At 71.8% G+C, this 22,861-nt stretch carries 22 protein-coding genes; 9 read left to right on the top strand and 13 right to left on the bottom strand.

Annotation, left to right across the window (positions count from 1 at the left end):
* Positions 1-259 precede the first annotated feature (259 nt).
* A complete protein-coding gene (locus ACFQRF_RS08240) occupies positions 260-523 on the top strand; it encodes a WhiB family transcriptional regulator (protein WP_379870180.1) in 264 nt (87 codons plus the stop codon).
* A 70-nt stretch (positions 524-593) separates the two neighbouring features.
* Here ACFQRF_RS08240 and ACFQRF_RS08235 read toward each other — a convergent pair whose 3' ends face one another.
* A complete protein-coding gene (locus ACFQRF_RS08235; protein ID WP_379870179.1) occupies positions 594-2,153 on the bottom strand; it encodes a sensor histidine kinase in 1,560 nt (519 codons plus the stop codon).
* Between the two features lie 164 nt (positions 2,154-2,317).
* Between ACFQRF_RS08235 and ACFQRF_RS08230 the strand changes: the two genes are divergently transcribed.
* Together ACFQRF_RS08230 and ACFQRF_RS08225 are read left to right on the top strand one after the other, a co-directional pair.
* Entirely contained in the window at positions 2,318-3,058 is a 741-nt protein-coding gene (locus ACFQRF_RS08230) for a GntR family transcriptional regulator (RefSeq protein ID WP_379870177.1), read from the top strand.
* Between the two features lie 360 nt (positions 3,059-3,418).
* Complete coding sequence (locus ACFQRF_RS08225) at positions 3,419-5,080, top strand: acetolactate synthase (RefSeq protein WP_379870175.1); 1,662 nt, start codon at positions 3,419-3,421, stop codon at positions 5,078-5,080.
* Between the two features lie 105 nt (positions 5,081-5,185).
* On the opposite strand, the gene ACFQRF_RS08220 is transcribed toward ACFQRF_RS08225, so the two are convergent.
* From ACFQRF_RS08220 to ACFQRF_RS08200, 5 genes are all read right to left on the bottom strand, one after another.
* Positions 5,186-5,398, bottom strand: coding sequence for a biotin/lipoyl-binding carrier protein (locus tag ACFQRF_RS08220; RefSeq protein ID WP_379870174.1), 213 nt, complete (start codon positions 5,396-5,398; stop codon positions 5,186-5,188).
* The gene (locus ACFQRF_RS08215; RefSeq protein WP_379870172.1) at positions 5,391-6,758 is read right to left on the bottom strand and encodes an HD-GYP domain-containing protein; all 1,368 of its coding nucleotides are present in this window, start codon (positions 6,756-6,758) and stop codon (positions 5,391-5,393) included. Before ACFQRF_RS08215 ends, ACFQRF_RS08220 begins: the two co-directional genes overlap by 8 nt.
* Complete coding sequence (locus tag ACFQRF_RS08210) at positions 6,755-8,080, bottom strand: HD-GYP domain-containing protein (protein WP_379870171.1); 1,326 nt, start codon at positions 8,078-8,080, stop codon at positions 6,755-6,757. Before ACFQRF_RS08210 ends, ACFQRF_RS08215 begins: the two co-directional genes overlap by 4 nt.
* A gap of 904 nt (positions 8,081-8,984) precedes the next feature.
* Positions 8,985-9,272 carry a mycothiol system anti-sigma-R factor gene (gene rsrA, locus ACFQRF_RS08205; protein WP_379870169.1) on the bottom strand — a complete coding sequence of 96 codons (288 nt, stop codon included), beginning with the start codon at positions 9,270-9,272 and terminating at the stop codon, positions 8,985-8,987.
* Positions 9,269-9,913, bottom strand: a complete 645-nt coding sequence (locus ACFQRF_RS08200) for a sigma-70 family RNA polymerase sigma factor (RefSeq protein WP_379870167.1) — start codon at positions 9,911-9,913, stop codon at positions 9,269-9,271. Before ACFQRF_RS08200 ends, rsrA begins: the two co-directional genes overlap by 4 nt.
* Before the next feature lie 361 nt (positions 9,914-10,274).
* On the opposite strand from ACFQRF_RS08200, the gene ACFQRF_RS08195 reads away from it, so the two are divergent.
* Complete coding sequence (locus tag ACFQRF_RS08195; protein WP_379870166.1) at positions 10,275-11,138, top strand: methyltransferase domain-containing protein; 864 nt, start codon at positions 10,275-10,277, stop codon at positions 11,136-11,138.
* Between the two features lie 91 nt (positions 11,139-11,229).
* Here the strand turns inward: ACFQRF_RS08195 and thiC are convergent, their stop codons facing one another.
* Positions 11,230-12,912 (bottom strand): phosphomethylpyrimidine synthase ThiC, encoded by a 1,683-nt coding sequence (thiC, locus tag ACFQRF_RS08190; protein ID WP_379870164.1) that lies wholly within the window; start codon positions 12,910-12,912, stop codon positions 11,230-11,232.
* A gap of 296 nt (positions 12,913-13,208) precedes the next feature.
* Entirely contained in the window at positions 13,209-14,069 is an 861-nt protein-coding gene (locus ACFQRF_RS08185; protein WP_379870163.1) for an SOS response-associated peptidase, read from the bottom strand.
* A gap of 73 nt (positions 14,070-14,142) precedes the next feature.
* On the opposite strand from ACFQRF_RS08185, the gene ACFQRF_RS08180 reads away from it, so the two are divergent.
* Positions 14,143-14,634, top strand: a complete 492-nt coding sequence (locus tag ACFQRF_RS08180) for a DoxX family membrane protein (protein ID WP_379870161.1) — start codon at positions 14,143-14,145, stop codon at positions 14,632-14,634.
* 106 nt (positions 14,635-14,740) lie between these two features.
* Positions 14,741-14,863, top strand: coding sequence for a hypothetical protein (locus tag ACFQRF_RS08175; protein WP_379870159.1), 123 nt, complete (start codon positions 14,741-14,743; stop codon positions 14,861-14,863).
* A gap of 8 nt (positions 14,864-14,871) precedes the next feature.
* On the opposite strand, the gene ACFQRF_RS08170 is transcribed toward ACFQRF_RS08175, so the two are convergent.
* Together ACFQRF_RS08170 and ACFQRF_RS08165 are read right to left on the bottom strand one after the other, a co-directional pair.
* A complete protein-coding gene (locus ACFQRF_RS08170) occupies positions 14,872-15,384 on the bottom strand; it encodes a hypothetical protein (RefSeq protein WP_379870158.1) in 513 nt (170 codons plus the stop codon).
* Positions 15,385-15,477: 93 nt separating this feature from the next.
* A complete protein-coding gene (locus tag ACFQRF_RS08165) occupies positions 15,478-15,969 on the bottom strand; it encodes an OsmC family protein (RefSeq protein WP_379870156.1) in 492 nt (163 codons plus the stop codon).
* A gap of 197 nt (positions 15,970-16,166) precedes the next feature.
* Here ACFQRF_RS08165 and aroA point away from each other — a divergent pair, with 197 nt between their 5' ends.
* Complete coding sequence (gene aroA, locus ACFQRF_RS08160; protein ID WP_379870155.1) at positions 16,167-17,444, top strand: 3-phosphoshikimate 1-carboxyvinyltransferase; 1,278 nt, start codon at positions 16,167-16,169, stop codon at positions 17,442-17,444.
* A complete protein-coding gene (gene rsgA, locus ACFQRF_RS08155) occupies positions 17,441-18,418 on the top strand; it encodes a ribosome small subunit-dependent GTPase A (protein ID WP_379870153.1) in 978 nt (325 codons plus the stop codon). Before aroA ends, rsgA begins: the two co-directional genes overlap by 4 nt.
* Positions 18,419-18,641: 223 nt before the next feature.
* Here the strand turns inward: rsgA and ACFQRF_RS08150 are convergent, their stop codons facing one another.
* Both ACFQRF_RS08150 and ACFQRF_RS08145 read right to left on the bottom strand, forming a co-directional pair.
* A complete protein-coding gene (locus ACFQRF_RS08150; RefSeq protein ID WP_465262332.1) occupies positions 18,642-19,886 on the bottom strand; it encodes a YeeE/YedE family protein in 1,245 nt (414 codons plus the stop codon).
* A gap of 518 nt (positions 19,887-20,404) precedes the next feature.
* Positions 20,405-20,668 (bottom strand): hypothetical protein, encoded by a 264-nt coding sequence (locus ACFQRF_RS08145; RefSeq protein WP_379870151.1) that lies wholly within the window; start codon positions 20,666-20,668, stop codon positions 20,405-20,407.
* 212 nt (positions 20,669-20,880) lie between these two features.
* On the opposite strand from ACFQRF_RS08145, the gene ACFQRF_RS08140 reads away from it, so the two are divergent.
* Positions 20,881-22,206, top strand: coding sequence for a WD40 repeat domain-containing protein (locus ACFQRF_RS08140; protein WP_379870149.1), 1,326 nt, complete (start codon positions 20,881-20,883; stop codon positions 22,204-22,206).
* Positions 22,207-22,213: 7 nt separating this feature from the next.
* Here the strand turns inward: ACFQRF_RS08140 and ACFQRF_RS08135 are convergent, their stop codons facing one another.
* Positions 22,214-22,759, bottom strand: a complete 546-nt coding sequence (locus ACFQRF_RS08135) for a DUF2087 domain-containing protein (RefSeq protein WP_379870148.1) — start codon at positions 22,757-22,759, stop codon at positions 22,214-22,216.
* Positions 22,760-22,861 lie beyond the last annotated feature (102 nt).

Raw genomic sequence — 22,861 nt, 5'->3', positions numbered from 1 at the left:
GCGTCCACCATCCCTGACAGGCTCAAAGTGTCGCCGTACGTTACGGGCAAGTAAACGGACCATTCCGGGGCCGGTGGCCGCGGCCATATGGGATCCGCGCAGCGCGGGCCACACGGAAGTGGCCACGGGCGGCCCGTTTCCGGGCGCGTAAGCGAAATCGGGGACCAACGAAGGCGTGGCCCCGAAACAGCGTTCGACTTAGTGAATTCGTTCACAAAGCGTACGCCCAAGATCGCCTCACCGTGAGGAGTGGACCCGCATGGACTGGCGCCACCACGCTGCCTGCCGTGACGAAGACCCCGAACTGTTCTTCCCCATCGGGAATTCCGGGCCGGCACTGATCCAGATCGAAGAAGCCAAAGAAGTATGCCGGCGCTGTCCGGTGACCAGTTCGTGCCTGCGGTGGGCCCTGGAGAGCGGTCAGGACGGCGGCGTCTGGGGCGGAATGAGCGAGGATGAGCGTCGCGCGCTGAAGCGCCGTCGCGCCCTGCGTCCGGCCCAGCGGCTGCGCACCGCGGTCTGACCCACCCGGCCCCTTCACTCCTTGCCTGCCGCCTTCTCCGCTTCCCCTCCCGTAGCTCCCCGGGCAGCCGCTAGAACGGCGGCTGCTCCTCCCGCTCCACCGGAAGCCCGATCGACACCTTGGTGCCGCCGTCCTCCTGCGGCGTGAACGCCAGGGTGCCGCCGAGTTCACCTACAACGAGCGTCCGCACGATCTGCAGCCCCAGACTGTCGGTCCCCTCGATGTCGAAGTCCGGCGGCAGCCCCCCGCCGTCGTCCGTCACCTCGATCCGCAACCGGTTCCCCGCGTCCGAACCTCCCGAAGGCGGCGGGTCCTCGCGGTGCACCACGACCTGGATCGTCCCCGGCCCGCGGCGCAGGCCGTGCTCCACCGCGTTCTGCACCAGCTCCGCCAGCACCATCGACAGTGGGGTCGCCACCAGGGCGGACAGCAGCCCGAAGTGCCCCACCCGGCGTGGCACCACCGGCGCGCCGGTGGACGAGACCTCCGCCGCCATCTCGATGACGCGGTCGGCGATGTCGTCGAAGTCGACGATCTCGTCCGGGGTGTGCGAAAGCATCTCGTGCACGATCGCGATGGAGCCGACCCGGCGCACCGCCTCGTCCAGTGCCGCACGCCCCTCCGGCACCTGCAGGCGGCGCGCCTGCAGCCGGAGCAGCGCGGCCACCGTCTGCAGGTTGTTCTTCACCCGGTGGTGGATCTCCCGGATGGTGGCGTCCTTCGTCATCAGCTCCCGCTCGCGGCGGCGCAGCTCGGTGACGTCGCGCACCATGACCAGCGCACCGATACGGTCGCCGTCGATCACCAGCGGGATCGCCCGGAGCTGGATGGTGGAGCCGCGCGCCTCGACCTCGGCCTCCTGCGGGGCGCGGCCGCTCGCCGTCCAGGTCAGCGACTCGTCACGGGCGTCGCCGACCGCGGACAGCTCCAGCGTGGTCCGGTCCAGCCTGGTGCCCACCAGGTCGGCCGTGAGCCCGAGTCTTCGGTACGCCGACTGTGCGTTGGGGCTGGCGTAGACCACGGTCCCCTCGGCGTCGAGCCGGAGCAGGCCGTCGCCGACCCGCGGCGAGCGCACCATGAGCGGCCCCTGGTCGCTGAACGGGAAGGCGCCCTCGGCGATCATCTGGGCCAGGTCGCTGGCGCTCTGCAGGTAGGTCAGCTCCAGGCGGCTGGGCGTGCGGGCGGAACTGAGGTTGGTGCTGCGCTGGATGACGCCGATCAGATGCGCGTCGCGGCGCACCGGGATGGTCTCCTCCCGCACCGGGACGCCGCCGGACCAGTCGGGGTCGCCCTCGCGGCAGATCCGGCCCTCCGTCCACGCCCGGTCGATGAGCGCCCGTTTGGCGGCCAGCTGGACGCCCAGACCGCCCGAGGGCGCAGTGGAGTCCGTCACGCCATCGCGCAGGACGGTCTCGACGACGTCGTCCTGGAAGGCGGTGGGGCCGGTGGTCGGCCGCATCTGTGAGACCGCCACCCAGCCGGTGTCGTCGCGCAGCCGCACCCACAGCACCAGGTCGGCGAAGGAGAGGTCCGCCAGGAGCTGCCAGTCCGAGACCAGGGAGTGCAGCCATTCGAGGTCGGCGGTCTTCAGCGCCGTGTACCGCGGAATCAGATCGCTGAGGTGAGGCACTCACAAATCATCCCACGAGTGAGGGCATACTCAAGGGACGCATATCTCCAGAATGGTCTGGACCATTGGTCGGGGTCGACCCGAGCCCGGCCGAGCGGCGGTCCGCGGCCCCTGCGAGGATGCAGCACGTGCTGAACGGGTGGGAAGCGGTGGAGGAAACCGACGTGACGGCTCAGCGAACGCTCGAAGACGGTCCCCGAGTTCCGAAGTACTACCAGGTGAAGAAGCAGCTGCTGGAACTCATCGCGACCATGCCGGCCGGCAACCCGGTGCCACCGGAGCGGGCGCTCGCCACCAGATTCGGCACCTCACGCACCACCGTGCGCCAGGCGCTGACGGAGATGGTGGTCGAGGGGCGGCTGCTGCGCATCCAGGGCAAGGGCACCTTCGTCGCCAAGCCGAAGGTCGCGCAGGTGCTGCAGCTCACGAGCTATACCCAGGAGATGCGCGCGCACGGCCTGCACCCGGCCACCCGCATCCTTGACGTGAGCTACATCAACGCCGACGAAAGCCTCGCGGAGTTATTGGCGATCCGCTCCGGCGGGCGCGTCCTGCGGATCGAGCGCCTGCGGCTGGCCAACGGCGAGCCGATGGCGGTGGAGACCGCCCACCTCGCGGCCCGGCGCTTTCCGGGCCTGCGCCGGCAACTGGACCGCTACGCCTCCCTGTACGAGGCACTGGCCAGCGCCTACGACGTCCGGCTCGCCGAGGCCGAGGCGACCATCGAGACGGTACTGGCCACCCCGAACGAGGCCCGGCTGCTCGGAGTCGACGTCGGGCTGCCACTGGTGCTGCACTGCCAGCACAGCTTCGACGCCGACGGCCACCCCGTCGAGTGGGTGCGCTCCCTCTACCGCGGCGACCGGTACAAGTTCGTCACCCGGTTGCGGCCCCCGAACGACTGACCACGAAGCTGTGAGCCGTCGAGTTCCCGGAGCCGTCGACGCCGATCGCCGTAGGCCGTCCCGCGTCGGCGGCGGAGGGAAGCGAGACGGCGAACGCGACCAGGAACACGGAGCGGTGAGCCGTCGAGTTCCCGGAGCCGTCGACGCCGACCGCCGTAGGCCGCCCCGCGTCGGCGGCGCAGGGAAACGAGACGGCGAACGCCACCAGGGGCGCGAGCACGGCGGCCGTTCGGCGTCTTGTCGTGGTGTGCCGCGCGTCACTACGCTCGACCCTACCCGCCGGTAAGTCGGGACTCCGCCGACGGGCCGGAAGGGGACCGGCCCCCGCCGGCCCCCTCACGAAGGAGTGTGACCCCCTTCATGAACACCTCCCCGTTCTCGGGCAGCCTCTCCGGCCACGGAGGCGCCCAGGCCGTGACGGTCGCCCGCCACCACGGCGCGGACACCATGTTCACCCTCTCCGGCGGGCACGTGTTCCCGCTGTACGACGGCGCGGTGCGCACCGAGCCCGCCATGCGCCTGGTGGACGTCCGGCACGAGCAGACCGCGGTGTTCGCCGCCGAGGGGATCGGCAAACTCACCCGCCGGGCCGGCTGGGCCGTGCTGACCGCCGGCCCCGGGGTGACGAACGGGGTGAGCGGGGTCGCCACCGCGTACTTCAACGGCTCTCCGCTGGTGGTGGTCGGCGGACGCGCCCCGGACGGCCGGTGGGGCCAGGGGCTGTTGCAGGAACTGGATCAGCCGCCGGTTCTCGCCCCGGTGACCAAGCGCGCTTGGACGGTGCACGGGGCCGCCGGGATCGGCGCGGCCGTCGACGAGGCGTTCACGCTCGCCAACGAGGCACACCGCGGCCCGGTCTTCCTCGACGTGCCGATGGACCATTTGTACGACCAGGCCGAGGTGGAGCTGGCCGGTGCCGGTGAGGCGGCCGACCGCACCCCCGACCCCGACGCGGTGGCCGCGATCGCCCGCCTGCTCGGCGAGGCGAGCCGGCCGTTGTTCGTGTTCGGCTCCGACGTGTGGCTGGACGGCGCCGAGGAGGCCGCGCTGCGCGTCGCCGAACACCTCGGCGTCCCGGTGATCACCAACGGCCAGGGGCGCGGGGTGCTCCCGGCCGGGCACCCACTGCTGGTGTCGCGGGCGCGCGGCCCCGCGTTCGCGCAGACCGACCTGGTGGTCGTGGTGGGCACGCCGCTGGACTTCCGCATCCGGCACGGGCTGTTCGGCGGCCAGGACGGGGCGCCGCTCGCCCGCGTCGTGCACGTCACCGACTCCCCCGGCCAGTTGGCCACCCACCTCACGCTCGCCGGTTCGGCCTCCGGGGACCTGACGGCCGTGCTGACCGCGATCGGCGACGCCGCTAAACCCCGCGCCGAGGTGGCGGAGTGGCGGAGCACCCTGGCGGCGGCCGCGTCGGCGGCCGTGGCCGCCGACGCCGAGGCGCTGACCAGCACGTCGGACCCGATCCACCCCGCCCGGATCTACGGCGAGCTGAACCGGGTGCTCGACGACGACGCGGTGGTGATCGGCGATGGCGGCGACTTCGTCTCCTACGCCGGCAAGTACATCGAGCCGCGGCATCCCGGCAACTGGCTGGACCCCGGCCCGTTCGGCTGCCTGGGGACCGGTATGGGCTACTCCGCCGCGGCCCGGCTGGCCCGGCCGTCCGCACAGGTGGTGACCCTGCTCGGCGACGGCGCCGCCGGTTTCTCGCTCATGGACGTGGACACGCTGGTGCGCCACCGGCTGCCGGTGGTCATGGTGTGCGGCAACAATGGGATCTGGGGGCTGGAGAAGGCGCCCATGCGGCTCGTCTACGGGTACGATGTCGCGGCCGACCTGACCCCGGGGACCCGCTACGACGAGGTGGTACGGGCGCTCGGCGGAGGCGGGGAGCTGGTGACCGATCCGGCGGAGATCGGCCCCGCGCTGCGGCGCGCGTTCGACTCCGGCGTTCCCTACCTGGTCAACATCGTGACCGACCCGGAGAACGTGTACCCCCGCGCGACGATGGGGGTGTAGTGGATCGGCGCGCGGTCCGGCCGGGACGCCACGGGCGTCGGGGCGGCCGGGCCGCGCGTGGCAGCCCGGCGGCGCGGCGGATGGCGTGCTGAGGCGCCGCCGGCGTTACTCGACGACCGCCAGCAGGTCCCCCTCCTGCACGACGTCGCCCTCGCCGACCGCGATGCTGACGACGGTGCCCGGATCCTCGGTGAGGACGGGGATCTCCATCTTCATGGACTCCAGGATGACCAGCGTGTCGCCCTCGGCGACCTGGTCGCCCTCCGACACCTCGATCTTCCAGACGCTGGCGACCATCTCCGCGCGGATCTCAGCCATCTCGTGCCCCCTCCTGTGCCGGCTCCGTCATGCTTGGTGACCCGGTTGATCCTAGAGGAGTTCCCGAGAGCAGGCGGACCCCTGGCCACCGGGAGGCCGGCCGGTTGAGCACCGAGGCCAGCGCCTCGACCACCGCGGGGTCGTACTCGCGGTCGGTGTCCATCCGCAACCGCTGCAGCACCGCCTCGATCCGGTCGCGGTCCTTGGACTCGCCGACCAGGTCGTCGAAGGCGTTGGCAACTTTGATGATGCGGCTGCCCAACGGCGGCGGACCGTCGTCGCCGTCGCCCATGTAGGGCTCGCACTGCCGGCGCACCAGGTCCGCGACGCTGTCCAGTACCCCGGTCTCGCGGATCACCGCCGAGCCCAGCTCGGCGATCCGGCGCTGTTCGCGGGGCGGTGCGAGGACGGTCGCCCCGCTGGGGATCGGGTCCCGCAGCGAGAGCTGCCCGATGTCGTGCATCAGGGCCGCGTACTCCAGTTCGAGCAGGTCGGACTCGCGCATGGCCAGTTCGCAGCCCACCGCCTGGGCCAGCCGGCTGACCCTGCGGGAGTGCCCGGTCTCGACGTAGCCGCCCACCTCGGTGACCCGCGACAGTGCCCGCACGGTCTGCAAGTAGGTGAGCCGGATCTCGGCGAACCGGCGGAAGGCCACCTGGGTGACCAGCAGCGGCGCGGTGAACACCAGCAGCGCGACCAGCCCCATGACGCTGCTCGCCAGCGCGATGAGAATGCCCGAGGCGCCGATGGCCATACCGATGGGCAGCTGGGCGCGCACCTCATCGCGGTAGGCCACCGAGAACCGGGTGCGCAGCCGCTCGGCGCGGATGGCCGCGGCGATCGCGCAGTCGACCATCCAGACCAGCATGACGAGCGCGGCCATCGTGCCGAGCTTGTAGCCCCAGTGCGGCGCCGAGGGCTCCAGCCACATGGTGGACGGCCGGAACGCCACCGCGATGATGCCGACGATGAGCAGCCTCCGGGCGAGGTCGCTCAGCCTGGGTGTCCGGCCCACCGCGACGTGCGGCAGTTCGCCGACGACCATCCCCACCGCGACCACCGCGATCACCTGCGCCGGCGAGTGGTGCACCGGTTGGCCGCCGATGGTGACCAGGAACGTGTAGCCGATGGCGCCCGCCGAAGCGATCGGCGCCACCTCCCGGTTCCCGGGCAGTGTGATGCGGGCCAGTTCGCCCAGCGCCACGAGTACGCCGAAGGCGAGCGCGGCGTTCGGCTCGGTGAATCCGGTGAGCGAGGTCCAGCACAGCGACCCGGCCGCGCTGGCCGAGGCCACCGCGATGAGCACCACGCGGGTGGGATCGAACCGCTGCCGGGGGCGCGACGTCGACACACCGTTCATGATCTCTCGGCCTCTTTGGCGACCCGGAGCGGGACACTGGGATCGTCGTGATCCTGCTGGGCGACCTCGACGAGGTCGTCGTCGGAGGGATCGACGGCGTCGGGGGTCTCCCAGCCCTCGCGCGCGACCGCGTTGATGAGGGCGTCGACCATCCGCGGGTCGAACTGCGGGCCGGCGCACCGGCGCAGTTCCGCGATGGCCTCGTCCACGGAGCGGGCCTTGCGGTAGGAACGGGTGGACGTCATGCAGTCGAAGGCGTCGGCGACCGAGATGATCCGCGCCGATTCCGGAATTTCCTCACCGGCGAGCCCCATGGGATAGCCTTGGCCGTCCATGCGCTCGTGGTGGTGCATGATGCCGGCCAGGGCCTCGTCGAGGAATCCGATCTCGCGCACGATCTCGTATCCGCGCATGGGGTGCAGTTGAATGGCGGCGAACTCCTCTTCGGTCAGTTTGCCGGACTTCTGCAGCACTTTGGTCGGCACGCCGAGCTTGCCGACGTCGTGGAGCATGCCGGCGTACCGGATGGTCTGCACGCGTTCGGCGTGCATGCCCAGCTCCTGGGCGATCATGGCCGACGCCTTGGAGACCCGCATGCAGTGCCCGCGCGTGTAGTAGTCCTTCGTCTCGACCGCCTGGCACAGGGTCGCGAGCGTGGCGTCGTGCGCCCGCTGTTCGGCGATGTACTGGTCGAACGCCCAGCGCGCGATGAACAGCGGCAGCAGCACGAGCAGCACGGCGAACGCGCCGACCAGCCCCCAGACGGCGGCGATGAACAGGCCGAGCATGCCGTAGCCCATGGAGGACAGCTCCAGGACGGCCAGCGGGCGCCACCGGACGGTGCGCACCTGCTGGATCCGGACCACTCCCAGGCACCACATGAGGGTCGTCACCAGCAGGATGTTGACGACGGTGTGCACGAGGATCGCCACGAGGAACGGCAGCATGATCCACGGGAAGTCCGACCGCTCCGGGATGCCCTGGGGGCCGCCGAGCAGCTGGTACGCGTGACCGGCCGCGTAACCGGTGAGCGCCATCTGGCCGCCGTTGAACAGCCGTTTGACCACGCCCTGGCGCCGCATTGCCAGCGCCGAGCAGAGCCCCACGACCGCGGCGCCGGTCGGCCCGGTCATGACCACGGCGGCCAGCAGGACCGCGAAGTTGGGCGAGAGCCCGACCCGCCCGCCGTCGACCAGACTCGCGATCGACTCCGCGAGCACGGAGACCACCGCGAGCAGGATCAGGGTCTCGGGGGCGATGCCCTCGTAAGGGCCCACGACCAGGACGGCGGCGGCCCCCAGAACGACGAGACACACGTACATCCGCGCGACTGCCGGAAGCGCACGCAACTCCCCTTGCCCTCCGTCCCAGTGCCGACCGCTCGCCCCAGCCTCACGATGTTCCTACCACCACACCCATCCCTGGTAGTTGGTCAGTAGGAGTGCGGCGGCGATCGCGAAGAACGCCAGCTTTCCGAACAGTGGACTCACCGCTTTCCCCTCTCCCCGCGCCGTTTCCGTCTCTCCCCCGGGAACGGCGCGATATTGCCCGATACAGCGGATATAGCGGCCAGTTTAACGGCAGTTCACAGCCATCTCATCGCCTCACCGCGAACCGTGAGCCAACCGTGAGAAAGAATCGTTACCCGAGTTCCAAAGAGCGGAAATACGAATCCAATTCGTACTTATTTCGGCGACTCTCCGCAGCGGAATTAACGGCGGTCTCCCCCGCCTTTCCGCCGCTCGCCGGGCGACTTCGGCGGCCCGGCCCCGAACAGCGACGGCCACCGTGATCACTCTGCGTAGCCATCCGTCTCCCCGTCGGCTGCTCTCGGATCATCGTGGACGCTCACCTCATCGGTCTCGACCCGGGGGCGGCCGCACGCGCGGGAGTGCCCGAAACGTGGCTTCGAGCGTACCGGTTCACATCGGACCAGTGGGGAACAGCCCCGGGCTCCGCGCGCCGCGCGCGGTCCGCCTCTTCGCGCTCGCGACCTCGCTCCCGGCCACGACGCACTCAGCGGGCCGCGTGGTGGCCGTCGATACAAAAGGGGCTACGCCAGGGGTGCCGACGCCTCCGGACGCTCGGCGGCTCGCCGCTCTGTGCTCCTGGTCGCGCTCCCCGCCTCGCTCCCCTCCACCGCCGACACCAAAGTGGCTCCGCACACGGGTGTCGACGGCTCCGGACGCTCGGCGGCTCGCCGCTCTGTGCTCCGGTCGTCAGGCGTCAGGACTCGACGCCGGCCTCGCGGATCTGCAGGTCCGCTCGCGCCGCGGCCAGGCGGCTCAGTACCTTGCCGCGCAGGTCCTCGGGAACCGGGTCGCAGCCGCAGTGCCGCGCCACCAGCTTCTTGACGGCCCCTTCCAGGCCGTACTCCTGGAGGCACTCGCGGCACTCGTCGAGGTGCACGCGGATGTCCGCGCAATTGGCCTCTTCGAGTTCGCCGTCGATGTAGGCGTAGAGCTTTCCCAGCACCTCGCTACAGGGGGTGGCGTGCGGTTCTCCGCAGCTCATCGCTGGTCCCTCCGACTCGCGCCGCCGTTGACCGCACCCGTGGTCACGGACTCCACCGCGTCCCTCGGGAGGAAGCCGCGCTCGACGGCGTACTCCTCCAGTAGGGAGCGCAACTGGCGTCTACCGCGGTGCAGCCGCGACATCACGGTCCCGATGGGGGTGTCCATGATCTCGGCGACTTCCTTGTAGGCGAAACCCTCGACATCCGCGAGGTAGACCGCGATGCGGAAGTCCTCGGGCAGTTCCTGCAGTGCCCGCTTGACGTCGGAGTCCGGGAGGTGTTCCAGCGCTTCGGCCTCGGCGGACTTCAGGCCGCTGGACGAGTGCGAGGCGGCCTGCGCGAGCTGCCAGTCCTCGACGTCCTCGGTGCCCGCCTGCCGGGGCTCCCGCTGCTTCTTGCGGTAGGAGTTGATGAAGGTGTTCGTGAGGATGCGGTAGAGCCACGCCTTGAGGTTCGTCCCCTCCTTGAACTGGTGGAACGAACCGAACGCCTTCGCGAAGGTCTCCTGGACGAGGTCCTCGGCGTCGGACGGGTTGCGCGTCATGCGCAGCGCGGCCGAGTAGAGCTGGTCCAGGAACGGGAGCACGTCCCGTTCGAACCGAGCCCCACGCTCGTCGAGTGTCTCCTGGCCCTGATTCAAGCCCGCCGGCCTCCTTGTGCTGGTCTCCCCTCGGGCAACCGTAGCCACACCATACGATGTGGGAGACCCGGGACGCACGTTGAGGGACCGCACCCCGGCTTCGGGGCGCTCCTCCACCAGGCACGCTGTTGAAGCGGGCATCGACCTGCCTTTACTCTCGTTCTCCGGTTCGGGGGGCGAACCGCCCCGGCGGTCCAGGGCGCTCCGCGGCCTCCTGGTCCAGCGGTGCTGTCGATCCCAACAACCGGCCGCCCTCCCTGATTCCGGACATGAGCGGATCGGCTGCCCGCCGGTCTTCCGGTTTTCTCCTGAGTCGGAGAGGTGCAGCATGGAAGAGTGGGGGTAAACCCTCATCAAAGGCATGGGGAGAGGAGCGTGCGTGCGACCGTCCTCCAGTTCCGCGGCACACGCGTCGGCACCCCGACCAGCAGCTGATCCGCCGCCACCCCGGTCACCCGCGGCCCACTTCGCCACGACCGACTCGCTGACGGCGTACTGGCGTTTCTACTGGGCGGTGGCGGGGGTCCAACTCGCCAGGTGGCTGCCGCGCGAGCCCGGCTGCATCCTGGACCTGTCCGGTCCCGACTTCCGCGGGGCGCCGCGCGCGGTGGCGGCCGGCCACGACGTGGTCACCCTGCTGCCCTCGGCCGACCTCGCGCCGCGTCCCGGTGCCGCGCCGCAGGCCCCCAACGGCGCCGCACGCGGCCGGCGCCCCGGGCGGCTGCGTTCGGTCGTCGCCGACTCCACCTTCCTCTCCGGGTTCGCCAGCGAGGTCTTCGACGGCGTCATCGCCGACAACCGGGTGCTCTCCCAGCACCTGGTCACCGAGGCGTCGCTGGCCGAGATCCATCGCGTGCTGCGCCCGGGCGGACGCACCCTGCTGTGCGTCGACTCGGTCGTGCTCGGCATGGCGCTGCTGGCCGAGCAGGACCGCTGGCCGGAGCTGAGCTTCGCGCCCAACGCCGACGTCCTGCTGGTGCCCTGGCCCGACGGCACCATCACCCGGTGCTTCACCGGCGAGCAGCTCGGCGAACTCCTCGTGGACGTCGGTCTGGAACTGGAATGGGTCAAGCCCCGCACCGTGCTGTCGGCGTCCACCGTCGACAAGGTGCTCGGCAGCGACCCGGGGGCGCTGAACCGGCTCGTGGAGATGGAGCTCAAGGCGGCGGAGTCCGACGACTACGTCGGCGTCCACCTGCTCGCGAGCGCCCGTAAGCCCGTCTAGCCGTCCAGGCGCGATCCGCGCTCCGGCCCCCGACGCGGGTCCATGGTGTCCCGCGCCCGGGGCGCGGGACACCATGACCGCCCTTCGCCGCTCAGTCCCGCGGGTCCTCGGCCAACGGCAGGTACACCCGATGGCCGCCCTCGGCGAACTCCGCCGCCTTTTCGCGCATACCGCGGTCGATGGCCTCGGTGGTGGACAGGCCGCGGCGCTCGGCGAACGCGCGGACGTCCTGGGAGATCCGCATCGAGCAGAACTTCGGCCCGCACATCGAGCAGAAGTGCGCGGTCTTCGCGGGTTCGGCGGGCAGCGTCTCGTCGTGGTACTCCCGCGCGGTGTCGGGGTCCAGCGCGAGGTGGAACTGGTCCCGCCACCGGAATTCGAACCGGGCCCGAGACAGTGCGTCGTCCCACTCCTGGGCGCGCGGGTGCCCCTTGGCCAGGTCGGCGGCGTGCGCGGCCAGCTTGTACGTGATCACGCCGGTCTTCACGTCGTCCCGGTTCGGCAGGCCGAGGTGTTCCTTGGGGGTCACGTAGCACAGCATGGCGGTCCCGTGCCAGGCGATCTGCGCGGCGCCGATGGCCGAGGTGATGTGGTCATAGCCGGGAGCGATGTCGGTGGCCAGGGGACCGAGGGTGTAGAAGGGGGCCTCACCGCACAGCTCCTCCTCCAGCCGGACGTTCTCGGCGATCTTGTGCAGGGGGACGTGGCCTGGGCCCTCCACCATGACCTGCACGTCGTGTGCGCGCGCCAGGTGGGTCAGTTCGCCGAGCGTTCGCAGCTCGGCGAACTGCGCCTCGTCGTTGGCGTCGGCGATCGATCCGGGCCGCAGGCCGTCGCCGAGCGAGAACGTGACGTCGTAGCCGCGCAGGATCTCGCACAGCTCCTCGAAGTGCGTGTAGAGGAAGTTCTCCCGGTGGTGCGCCAGGCACCAGGCCGCCATGATGGAGCCGCCGCGCGAGACGATGCCGGTGATCCGGCGCGCGGTGAGCGGCACGTACCGCAGCAGGACTCCGGCGTGCACGGTCATGTAGTCCACGCCCTGCTCGGCCTGTTCGATCACGGTGTCGCGGTACACCTCCCAGGACAGCCGCGCCGGGTCGCCCTTGACCTTCTCCAGCGCCTGATACAGCGGCACGGTGCCGACCGGCACCGGGGAGTTCCGCAGAATCCACTCCCGCGTCTCGTGGATCCGCCGGCCGGTGGACAGGTCCATGATCGTGTCGGCGCCCCATCTGGTGGCCCACACCATCTTCTCCACCTCCTCCTCGATGGAGGAGGAGACGGCGGAGTTGCCGATGTTGGCGTTCACCTTCACCAGGAACCGCTTGCCGATCGCCATCGGCTCGGACTCCGGGTGCCGCCGGTTGGCGGGGATCACCGCGCGCCCGACCGCGACCTCCGCGCGGACGGTCTCGGCGTCCATGCCCTCGCGCTCGGCGACGAAGCGCATCTCCGCGGTGACGATGCCGGCCTTCGCCCAGGCCAGCTGGGTGGCGGCGCCGTTCACCGGTGTGCGCCCCGCGATCCACTCCGCGCGGATGCGGGGCAGGCCGGCGCGCGGGTCGATGGCCGCGGCGGCGGCCGCGTCGGTATACGGGCCGGAGGTGTCGTACAGGTCGATGTGGCTGCCGTCGGCGAGTCCCACCCGGCGCCGCGGAATCCGCAGCGCGTACCCCGTCACGGGGTCGCTGATCTCGTGGTGGACCTTCTCCGAGCCCGCGATGGGCCCGGTGGTCACGGTGGGCCGGACGCTGTGATCGTCGAGCGCCGTCAAGGCACGCCTCCCTACGCCGGAATTACCCGAACAGGTTCAGCGGTCGGCGGCACCGGCCCTCGGGGTCCAGCCGCCCTCTCAGCCCGCCATGGCGCGAGCTCCCGCGGTGTTCACTTGTGCGCGCCGCACACGATGGTACGGGCGGCTGCGTCCGACGATACGGTCGGCCCCCGCGGTATGCCAGCCCCCGCCGACACGAGGGCGGGGGAGCCCGCCCCGGCCAGCGATGACCCTGGTGGCCGGATTCGGCCGCACGGAAGGGGTTTCGGGCGGCACGGACAACCGCGTGGGGTGTCCTAGAAGAGGGTCTCCGGTTCGGCGGGGGGCGCCTCGGCGGCCGGCTGCAGGAGATGCGAGCCGTTGTTGCGGATGCTGTTCACCTCGGTGCCCACCTGGTAGACGTCGAACTCGGCGACGGGCGTGCTCTCCATGGCGAGCCGCAGCCGTCCGGGGTCCGCGGCCGGGTCCAGCCAGTCGTCCCACGCCTCGCGGGGCAGCACGACCGGCATCCGCTCGTGGATGTGGCTCAGCTCGGGCGCGGCCTCGGTGGTGACCACCGTGCAGCTCCACAGCCACGCGTCGGGGTCCTCCTCAGGCTTGTCAGGGTCGCGCCACCGCTCGAACAGGCCGGCCAGCGCCAGCGGCCGGCCGTCGGCGTAGCGCACCGCGAAGGGGCGCTTGCGGGACCGGGCCTTGCGCGTCCGGTGGGCGGGGTCGGTGGCCGGGGACGTGCCGGGCTCGGCGGAGCCGGGGGCGCGGTCGGGCAGCAGCTGCCACTCGTAGTAGGCGTCGGCCGGCAGCAGGCAGCGCCGCCGGGCGAAGGCGGCACGGAAAGCGGGCTTCTCCGCGACCGTCTCGCTGCGGGCGTTGATCATCCGGTAGCCGACGTTGACGTCCTTCGCCCAGGAGGGCACCAGCCCCCAGCGCAGCGTGCACAGGTGCTGCGGGCCGGGCGTGGCGGCGCCGCCTCCGCCGGGCGGCGGGCCGAGCACGGCGTACACCGGCTTTCCGGGCGAGACGTTGTAGTCGGGGGCCAGCTCTTCCAGCGGCGGCCACGAACGGCGGTCCGCGGCGGGCCCCTCCGGCTCGGCCTCCGGGAAATCGAACGCGAGCTGCAGCTCGTGCTGGTTGCGCGCCTGCGCGTACCGACCACACATGGGACCAGCCTACGAGCAACGGACGACAGGGACCGTGGGGATGTTCCGGGCCCACCCGGGTATACGCGACAGCATGCGATTGCTACGCACTCAGGCCCGGCGGATGCTCGCCGCCCCGCTCGTCCTCGAAGGGCTGGAGACCCTGCGCGATCCTTCGGCACGCGCCGACGCGCTCGCTCCCACCGTGCGCCGGCTGGCCGGACGCAACGCGTGGCTGCCGGACGACCCCGAACTGCTCGCCCGCGTGCAGGGCGCGGCCGGCGTGGCCGGCGGCGCGCTGCTGGCCACCGGCCGAGCGCCCCGCGTGGCGTGCGCTCTGCTGGCCGCGCAGTCGGTGCCGACCCTGGTGGCGCACCTCCGCGAGTTCCGGGACGGCACCCCGGAGACGCGGGGCGCGCTGCGCCGGACCGCGGTCCGCGACCTCAGCCTGCTGGGCGCGCTGGTGCTGGCGGCGACGGAACCGCGGCACCGTCCGTCCGTACCCGGGGACCGTGGGGCGTCCACCCGCCTGCCGCGCCGCACACCGGCCCGGACCGCGTTGCCGGGGATTCGATTCCGCCGGTGACCAGGTGACCTGGTCCGGACACCGATGATCGACGTCGCGCCACTCCGGGAACACTCTACGCAGCGCACGTGCGGCGCCCGCCCGATATCGGAGAGGAAGACGTCTCATGGCCATCGAGAACGTCACCAGCGGTGGTGTCTGTACCGAGCGGTGCAGCACCTGCTCTGGCCAGGGCATCGACAACACCGGCGACATCTGCAGCGTTTGCGAGGGGGCCGGCATCCTCTAGCCCCGCGTTCACGCCCGTTGAAGTGCGGCCAGGTGCCGGGCGCGCACGCCCTCGATCCGTTCGGCCGGGTAGAACTCCGCGCCCACCAGCGTGTCGAGACAGTCGTCGGCGACCCGCGCCCGGTCCTGGACCGTGAGGTCGGCCAGGTGCGCCAGCACCCGGCCGAGATCCACCCGGATGCGATCTCCCTCCACGGTGACCCGGCACAGCGACCACGTCGGCGGTGTGGGCGGCCAGCAGATGACGCCGCCGCTCCCCCGGATCTCGGACAGCGGGAACGGCCCGGCCGGCAGCCGCCGCCCCTCGACCAGGCTCGTCATCACGGACTGTTCGGCCGCGCAGGTGTACAGCTCCGCGAGCACCCCGGAGGGCGACAGGTCCGCCGCGGCCGCGTGCGTGCCCTCCCACCGGCACAGCTTGCAGCTCGCCATGACCGCGGCGACGAGCCGACGTGCCTCTTCGGACCGGGACCGGATCGTGCCGCGCAGACCATCCGTGGCATGCGTCCGTTGGCAGGCCATCGCACTCCAATCTCCCGAGATCGGGGGGACGGAGCCACGTTATCCCGGCCGGCGGCGCACCACGGCCGACCGGACGGACGGCCCGGGCCGGCCTCAGCCCCCGACCCGGGTGTCGGCGACCCGGATCACCGGTTCATGGCGCACTGGAAAGTTCACCGAACGCGCGATGAAGCAGAGCTCCGACGCCCGCTCGTGCAACCGCTCGGCGGTGTCCACGCTCTCGGCGGCGGCGACGGTGACGACGGGGTGCAGCGTCACCTCGGTGAACTCCCCGGAGCCGTCGAGCCGGGTGACCATCGTGCCGGTGGCGGTGTCGGTGTAGTCGACCACGTTCACCTTCGCGGCGACGGCGACGGCCAGGTAGGACAGCATGTGGCACTGGCTGAGCGCCGCCATGAGGAGCTCCTCCGGGTTCCACCTGCTCGCGTCGCCGCGGAAGGCGACGTCGGCCGATCCGGGCAGCGTGGGCTTGCCGGCGGCCTCGACCTCGTGGGACCGCTCGTAGGAGCGGTACCCGGTCGTGCCCGAGCCGGTGTTGCCGGTCCAGCGCACGCGGACCTCGAAGTGGTGCTGTTTCTCCGCCATGACGGCTCCACCTTCCCTGCGGACAGAACCCGGAACACTGCGCACTCCAGCCTGCCGGACCACCGGGTTCGCGCCGTACCCGGGTGGACGACCGGCGGCGCGCCCCGGGTCGGCGCCCTCCCGCTACCCCGCGGCACCGCGCCCCATGCCGTCGCGGCCGGGAGCCCCCGCGACACGCCGACGGCTAACCTTGGGATATGCCGAACTCCGCACCGCACTGGCCCGCGCCCACCGCGTCCGGTCCCGTCGACGCCGTCGTCGACCTGCCCGGTTCGAAGTCCATGACCAACCGCGCTTTCGTGCTGGCCGCCCTCTCCGAGACCCCGGTGGTCATCCGGCGCCCGTTGCGCAGCCGCGACACCGACCTGATGACCGGTGCGCTGCGCGCCCTGGGGATCGACGTCGCCCCGCACGGCAAGGAGGACCTGCTGGTGAGCCCCGCCGCGCCGCACGGCCCGGCCACCGTGGACGTCGGCAACGCCGGAACGGTCATGCGGTTCGTGCCGCCACTGGCCGCGCTCGCCGATGGCGACGTGCGGTTCGACGGCGACCCGCGCGCCCGGGAACGGCCGGTCGGCCCGCTCATCCAGGCGCTCGCCACGCTGGGAGCCGATATCGACGATGGCGGGCGGGGGGCGTTTCCGCTGGTCATCCACGGACGCGGTGCGCTGCGCGGCGGCTCGGTGACACTGGACGCGTCCGGATCGTCGCAGTTCGTCTCGGCGCTGCTGCTCAGCGGCGCCCGGTTCACCGACGGCGTCGAGGTGCGGCACGAAGGCGCACCGGTCCCCTCCCAGCCGCACCTGGACATGACGGTGCAGATGCTGCGAGAGGTGGGCGTGCAGGTCGACACCGGCACTGCGGACGTGTGGCGCGTGGCTCCCGGCCCGATCTCGGCGGAGGAGATCGTGGTGGAGCCCGACCTTTCCAACGCCGCGCCGTTCCTGGCCGCCGCGCTGGTCACCGGCGGCCGGATCACCATCCGCGACTGGCCCCGGGCCACCACGCAGCCCGGCGACGCGCTGCGCGGGCTGTTCACCGAGATGGGCGGTCAGGTCACGCTGGACGAGACCGGGCTGACCCTCCGGGGCACCGGCCGGATCCGCGGCATCACCGCGGACCTGCGCGACGTGGGCGAGCTGACCCCCACCATCGCGGCCGTCGCCGCGCTCGCCGAGACGCCGTCGCGGCTCACCGGCATCGCGCACCTGCGGCGGCACGAGACCGACCGCATCGCCGCACTGGTCCGGGAGATCACCGCGCTGGGCGGCGACGCCGAGGAACTGCCGGACGGGCTGGCGATCCGCCCGCGGCCCCTGCACGGCGGAGTGTTCCACAGCTACGACGACCACCGGATGGCCACGTCGGGCGCCGTGATCGGGCTCGCGGTGCCCGGAGTGGAGGTGGAGAACATCGCCACCACGGGCAAGACACTGCCGGACTTCCCCGAGATGTGGGCCGGGGTCACCGCGTGAGCGGCCGGCGCTACCTGGACGAGGACGACGTCCGGATCCGGGCGCGCGGCGGTTCGCGGCCGCGCACCCGCAAGCGCCCCAAGCACGAGGACGCCAAGCGCGGCTTCGTGACCGCCGTCGATCGCGGCCGGTACCGGTGCCTGGTCGAGGACCGCACGGTCGTGGCGATGAAGGCCCGTGAACTCGGGCGCGGCAGCATCGTGGTGGGCGACCGCGTGGCACTGGTGGGCGACCTGTCCGGCCGCCCCGACACGCTGGCCCGCGTCGTCCGCGTCGAGGAGCGCAGCTCCGTGCTGCGACGTACCGCCGACGACACGGACCCGGTGGAGCGGGTGATCGTCGCCAACGCCGACCAGTTGGTCATCGTCGTGGCACTGGCCGACCCCGAGCCGCAGCCGCGGTTCATCGACCGCTGCCTGGTCGCCGCCTACGACGCGGGGCTGGACCCGCTGCTCTGCCTCACCAAGTCCGACCTCGCCGGCCCAGGCGACCTGCTGGCCACCTACGCCACCATCGGACCGCCGTACGTGGTCACCCGCCGGGACGGCGACCTCTCCGATCTGCGCGCCCATCTGATGGGCCGGCTCAGCGTGCTGGTGGGGTCGTCCGGGGTGGGCAAGTCGACCCTGGTCAACCTGCTGGTCCCGGAGGCGGAGCGGGCCGTGGGGCAGGTGAACCCGGTCACCGGCCGTGGGCGGCACACGTCCACCTCCGCCGTGGCGCTGCCGATCGACGGCGGCTGGATCATCGACACGCCGGGCCTGCGCAGCTTCGGCCTGGCGCACATCCGCCCGGACGACGTCGTCGCCGGCTTCCCGGATCTGGCCGAGGCCGTCGCCGAATGCCCACCGGACTGCTCGCACAGCGAGGAGGCACCGGGGTGTGCGCTCGGCACCTGGCTGGCGGCGGACCGTCTGGACCCGGCGCGGGTGGCGTCGCTACGACGGCTGCTGAGCAGCAGGGAGGCCGACTAGCGCCGGGCGGCGACTCGCCGCCGGGCATCCTGGTCGCGCACACCGCCTCGCTTTCCTCCACCGCCAACACGGCGGCCTTCGGCGGTTGGCGTCGACGGCTCCGGACGCTCGACGACTCGCCGCTCCGCGTCCCCCGGTCGCGCTCACCGCCGCACTCCCCTCCACCTCCAACGCAGCAGGCGCAATGCGCGAGGGCGCCGACGGCTCGCCGCTCGTTGGCGTCTCAGCAGACGCTGTCCGTCGGCCTGGGGTTGCCCAGCCCGAACAGGGTGCGTGCCCGCAAGCCGACCCAGGTGCCGGCCAGGGCCACCGCGCCCCACAGCCAGCCGTGCAGGCTGCCCGAGGCGATCCCCGCGAGGTAGGCGCCGATGTTGCAGCCGCCGGCCAGCCGGGCGCCGACGCCCATGAGCACCCCGCCGAGGATCGCGGCGACCGCGACGTTCCACCGGATGCCGGTGTGCAGCTTCCAGGCTCCAGCGGCCGCGGCGGCCACGGCCGCGCCGAGCATGATGCCGATGTCGGTGAGGCTGTTCTTGTCGGCGAGCACCGGACCCGCCAGCTGGGCCGCCTGGTCCGGCTGCTGCCAGAACGCCCACGTCTCCGGGTGCAGCCCGATGAGCTGAAGGAACTTCGCGCCCCACAGGTTGAAGGCGCTGGTGATCCCCCAGGCGCCGCCCGAGACCAGCAGCACGCCGGCGCCCAGGACGGCCAGCACCACGGCACCGGCCAGCAGTGGCCACGATCCCCGCACGATCCGCAGCGGCCCGGTGGCGCTGGGCACCGCGCCCACCGGGGGCGGCGTGCGCCGCCGCTGTACCAGCCGGGTCACCAGCACGACGGCGCCCAGCACGGCGAGCGTGACCAGCCAGGAGCCGAACCAGCCGATGTGGTCGGCGAGCACGAACGGCGGGAGCGCCGGCAGGTCGGCGACCAGCTCCCACTGCCAGCTGTACAGGACCGACCCGGCGATGAAGCCGAACAGCGTGAGCAGGATCGTGCTCTGGCCGGAGCCGACCGCGAACAGCGTCCCCGACGCGCACGCCCCGCCCAGTTGCATGCCGATGCCGAAGAGGAACGCCCCGAGGATCAGGGCGACGCCGAGCGGCCCGGCGGACGGTGCGGGGCTGCTGCCGAACAGGCCGGTGCCCGTTCCGATGATGAGGGCGAACAGGGTCGCGGTCGTCCCGAGCAGCAGAGCGTGCGCGCGCAGTCCGGTGCCGTTGCCGACCGCGACGAGCTGCCGCCAGGCGGACGTGAAACCGAACCGGGAGTGGAACAGCGCAAGGCCGAGTCCGCCGCCGAGCAGCAGCAGGACGGCCGGGCGGGGGCCGTGCGCCGACCAGACGTAGCCGGTCAGCGCGGCGAGACCGGCCAGCGCCACGCCGAGCGGGATCCAGCGGACCGGATCGAGCGGGGGCGCTGCGGGTGGTGGCGCGGACAGGGCGTTGTGGAACAGCAGCTTCGGCAGCCGGCCGCCGGCGGTGTCGGAGGCGGTGGGCGACGCGGGGGTGGCGGACGTGGTCACGACGGTTCTCCATGGGAACGCCGGGGGCCGTCTGGCGGCCACTCCGGGGGCCGGATGACTCGCTCGGGATGGGACGGGCGCGTCAGCGCACCCGCCGCGGGCACCGGGCGCGACACAGCGCGTCGTCGGTGCTCGTGAGCGTCATGGAGAACAGGACCATGCGCAGTACAGCGGTCGGACCACACACAATGCCTCAGATTAGCCGTAACCGGACAGAATGCGGAAGGAGGCCCACCGAGACGGCCGCCGGGCGCACCGGTTCCGCTCATTGATCCGACGGTTGCGCGGGGAAGGTTCCGGTGTCCGGTCAGATAACCGGATTCCGGTACACGTCGCCTTCCACCGGTCGTGGCGGGTAACGCGACGCGACTCGTCCAAGGCACCAGCGATCAGCCGATGCTCGGACGCCCCAAGACGACGGAACGCCTTACGCGCTCACGACCGCGGTCTGAGCTCGTAGGTCACCACAGGCCGGCCTCAGCCTTGACCTGGTCCCAGGGGATCGACTCTCCAGGTTCGGCCATCGCGGCATCGGCTTCGAGGGCGTCGGCACGATCCTCCGCCGCCTCAAGCGCGGCGACGAGATCCGCAGGAACGATCGCCGCACCTCGCCGGCCGTGTCGCGTCAGGCAGGTCACCGTTCCATCCGGACGAACGGATTCGCAGGAGTCGGCGAGTGGACCGTTGGACTCGGTCAACGGTAGCTCGCGAGCTGCTTCTCCCATAACCGCAGCGTAAAGCGTCCAACGCCTCTCGGAAGGCGGTACACGACGCTCGGCCCTGACGAGCGGTTCCGAGCGCTCGCCGGGCGGAGGCCGCACGAACGGGCCTGGTGTCCGATCCGGCGGATAGTTTCCCCTCGTGATCACTCGGCTCCCCGGCCGAGGTTCACCGAATTCGCCCGCCACCGTCTGACGAAGTCCGGAGCCGACCGCCCATGTCCACCGATCTCTACGGAGCCCGTGTCCTCGGCGTCGACCTCGACCGCCGCGAAGTGCGGCTCCGCGTCTTCGTCGTCTACTACGAGACCGCCACGCGGCACTATACGGCGCCGCCCGAACGGGATCCCGGCTTCTTCCTCGGACTGCTGTGGGAGTCCGGCCGCTGGGCGCATCCGATCGGCAAGGCGGTCTCCGTCGAGCAGATGCTCGGCGAGGGCTGGGTGGTCGAGAACGCCCGCTGGTTCGTCGAGGAGGTCGAGCGGACCGCCGTCCGCAATGACCCTCCGCGCGAGGACGCCTGGGACCGGATGCACGACTTCTACTACGAACGCGAGGGCCGCTGGCGCGATGAGGAGCTGCTCGTGCAGGCCGACTACGTCGTCCGGGTCACCGATCCGGCCTGGATCGAACACCTGTCGCCGGGCGACGCCTGGGGCAGCGCCTGGTACCCGATGGACGCCGACGACCCGAGCGGCGCGGACCTCCCGCATGTGCCCGACGTGCACGCGCCTCTCGAACTGCGCCCCTTCGGGGACGAGGGGCCCCACGGTGTGGCGTTCTCCGACGACGGCCGCTTTCTGGCCGTCGACGGTGACGACGAGGACGTGGTCGTGTACGACTGCGCCGACTGGTCGGAGCACGCCCGCTTCGACCTCCCGGACTCCGATCTGACCTGGAACCTGAAGTGGGTCCCCGGTCAACACGTGGTCGCGCGCACCGACTTCGACTCGCTGGAAACCGTGCAGCGGGCGTACGACGTCGTCGCGCGGGCAGCGGTCGAGGTGCCGCTGGAACAGGGATTCGCCCGGTCCCGCACCGGACGGCACCGGATCGAGTTCGGGCAGGTGGACGGCGTGGAGTTCCTGGTCGACGGCCAGCGGGTTCCGGTGCCCGGCGTCGAGGAGGTCGCGGTCGAGACCGCGGCCTTCACCACGGACGAGTCCCGGTTGTTCGCCGCGGGGATGGCACGGGACGTTCACGTCATCGACCCGGAGTCCAGGGTCGTCGTTGACCGCATCTCCGATGTCGCGGGGCGGGTGTCGGGTCTGGCGGTGAGCCCGTGCGGTGGGTACCTGATCACCGCCGGCTCACCCGCTGACGCCCCCATGGAGGACGACGTGGTCCTCGTGCACCGGCTCGGCGACCGGAAGGTCGTTCTGCGTCACCGGCCCGGTGCCGACGTCGCGGGCCTGGCGTGGTCGCCCGACGGCCGCTGGGTCGCGATGAACCTGGAGCACACGTCGGGTGGCGGAGAACTCCGGGTCATGCCCGTCGGGCTGCCGGCGGAGCCGCCCGCGGAGTTGCGCGCGCCCGCTCGCTGATCGGGGTTCAGACCTCGACCGTCCCGCCGCACCGCCAGTAGTGGTAGGCGTCGCGGTCGAGGAACCCCTCGTCCACCAGCAGGCGGCGCAACATCGCGTGGTCCTCATGGAAGGCGTGCAGGAAGGCGTTGACCTCCGCCTCGGTGTAGCGCACTCCCGGTTCGAAGATGCGCGCGATGTGGTCCAGCAGGACCAGGCGGCGGCTGCGATGCGCGGGCATCGCGGTGATGCGCCCCTCCCGGGTGTACGCGCGGAAGACCGCGGCCTCCTCCCGTTCCGCCTCGGCCAGGTCGTCGCGCGGCCGAGGCGGCGACGCCGCGGCGACCGCGTTGCGCAGCACCTCGGGCCGGGCGGTCCAGCGCACGCCTTCCCGGCCGACCAGCCCACCCTGCTCCAGCTGGCTGAGCGCGCGCAGCGCGTCCTTGAGCGGCAGGCCGGCACGCTCGGCGACCGCCTCACTGCCGGAGGTCCCGAGCACGAGGGCCGCGAAGACCCGCAGCCGCTCGGGGGCGCTGATCAGGCCGAGCAACCTCACACGTTCGTCGTCGGGCATGTCTCCATGCAAGCAGAGCCCCGGGGCCGCCGTCATGTGTTTAAGCCGCTCCGGCAGCCGAACGCGGCGTGGATCCGCAGGTCAGCGACGTCCGCCTCGCCG

It is taken from the genome of Marinactinospora rubrisoli (genome assembly GCF_042664915.1).
Taxonomy (GTDB): Bacteria; Actinomycetota; Actinomycetes; order Streptosporangiales; family Streptosporangiaceae; genus Marinitenerispora; species Marinitenerispora rubrisoli.
This window is presented reverse-complemented; position numbering and strand designations above follow the sequence as displayed.